Raw genomic sequence first — 1,734 nt, forward strand, 5'->3', positions numbered from 1 at the left:
CCCCCCCGCCAGGCTCCGCCTGTCTGTTTTGCCCGCGCTGCGCATCCTGTACAGTTTCGCCACTTCCGTTGTCCATTCGTCAGGGGCCACGCGTGGCCTGCGGTTTCTGGAGTCGTATGAATACACCATCCTTTGGCAAATTCTCGCCGCGCTGGCTAGCGGGAAAAAGGGGCCTTATCGTCACGCTGCTCGCGGGGCTGGCGATCCTGGCGCTCGGTCGGGGCATGAATTTGCCGGCCAGAGAGGTTTTCCGTGAGAGGCAGATCCGCCAGCTGGAGGAGGATGCGCAGTGGGTGGCGGAACGCCTTGAGCGGCGGATGAACATTCCGGCGCCGCAGCGGGAAGCGACCTGGCCGCTGGCGGCGATGCGCGCCGCTCTCCAGACCCTCGCCCAGGAGCGGCATTATCAGCTGCTGCTGGTGAATGGCGACGGGCATCTGCTGGCGGCATCGCACGCGCTGCCGGCCAGCGTGCTGGCCCAGGTGCAGGCGCAGTTCCCGCGAGAGATGCAGCCCCCGCTGTTCGGCAGCCACTACCAGACCATTCAGCCATTCGCCCCGCATCAAAGGATGTTAAGCCGGGCGCTGAACGGCAACGCGGGGCTGGCGGGCTGGAATCTGGTGATGCTGGCGCCGGATGGTGGATTGCCCTCGTTGCTGGTGGCTTACCGCTGGCCGGTAACGATCGGCCTTGGCGGGTGCTCGCCAGCGCGCTGCTGGCGCTGAGGCAGGCGGCGCGCGCCAGGCGAAAACGCTAATTGCCAACCGCGCCGTCAGGGATGGCGAATCTGCAGGGTGGCGGGCAGGTAGCGCTGAAGCGGCTCCGGGGCCTGACCGTCGATCAGCTGGCTGAGCAGATCGTAGCAGTGCCAGGCCAGCTGGCGATTATCCTGCTGCACGGTATCAATGCGCAGGGAAAGCGAATCATACAGATAGTGATCGTCGAAGCTGGCGAGATGAATATTGGAATCCAGCAGATGATGCTGGCTCATATAGCGCAGCACCCCTTCGAGCAGCCCGCAGGCCGCGGTGAAGAGCGCCTTCGGCGGACGCCCCAGCCGCGCGCAGAGCGCCGCGAACATCTCATAGCCGGAGCTGGGGTGGTAGTTGCCGTTGATCACCCACTCGGGACGCAGCGTGATCCCCGCCTGGGCCAGGCCCTGGGTGAACCCCGCCAGCCGGTCGCGCGACGGCGACAGCCGCGGCTGGCCGCCGAGAAACCAGAACTCGTCCGCATGCTGAGGCGCGATACGGGAGATCAGCTCGGCCGTTGGGGTGACCGAGTCGGTCATCACCAGCGGCAGGGCGCTGTCGCTGGGGGAGCGGTCAAACAGCACCACCGGCAGCTGTTCGCTAAGTTTCTGATAGTCGGCATCGCTGTGCATACAAGAGGCGACTATCAGGCCGTCGACCTGGCGGGCGATCATGTTATTGACCACCACGCTCTCCTGGCCTGGGTTTTCGTCGGTGCAGGAGATAAGCAGCTGCACGCCGGCTTCCCGGCAGAGCGTCTCAAGCTCGTGGGAGAAAACGGCAAACCCGTAGTTGGTGATCTCCGGCACCACCAGACCAATGGTATGGCTGCGGTTATCGCGCAGCGAGCGCGCGTGAATGCTCGGCTGATAGTGCTGTTCGCGAGCGATCGCCAGTACGCGCTCGCGCGTCTCCTGCGCCACGCGCAGCTCTTTACCACGACCGTTGAGTACCAGGCTGGCGGTCGCTTTGGAGACGCCCG

General features: G+C 65.2%; 2 protein-coding genes. One reads left to right on the forward strand and one right to left on the reverse strand.

Features of this window, described 5'->3' with window-relative positions; all coding sequences use genetic code 11:
- Window positions 1-116: 116 nt before the first annotated feature.
- Window positions 117-725 (forward strand): hypothetical protein, encoded by a 609-nt coding sequence (locus HMPREF9538_RS04175; protein ID WP_004151798.1) that lies wholly within the window; start codon window positions 117-119, stop codon window positions 723-725.
- Between the two features lie 47 nt (window positions 726-772).
- Here the strand turns inward: HMPREF9538_RS04175 and HMPREF9538_RS04170 are convergent.
- Window positions 773-1,734: substrate-binding domain-containing protein (locus tag HMPREF9538_RS04170; protein WP_009486121.1), on the reverse strand; the 962-nt coding region annotated here is incomplete at its 5' end.

The organism is Klebsiella sp. MS 92-3 (assembly GCF_000195655.1).
GTDB classification, from domain to species: Bacteria; Pseudomonadota; Gammaproteobacteria; order Enterobacterales; family Enterobacteriaceae; genus Klebsiella; species Klebsiella pneumoniae.

What these genes read in the sequence shown, in the direction of transcription:
- HMPREF9538_RS04175 (WP_004151798.1), top strand. Translation starts at nt 117, where the DNA reads ATGAATACACCATCCTTTGGCAAATTCTCGCCGCGCTGGCTAGCGGGA.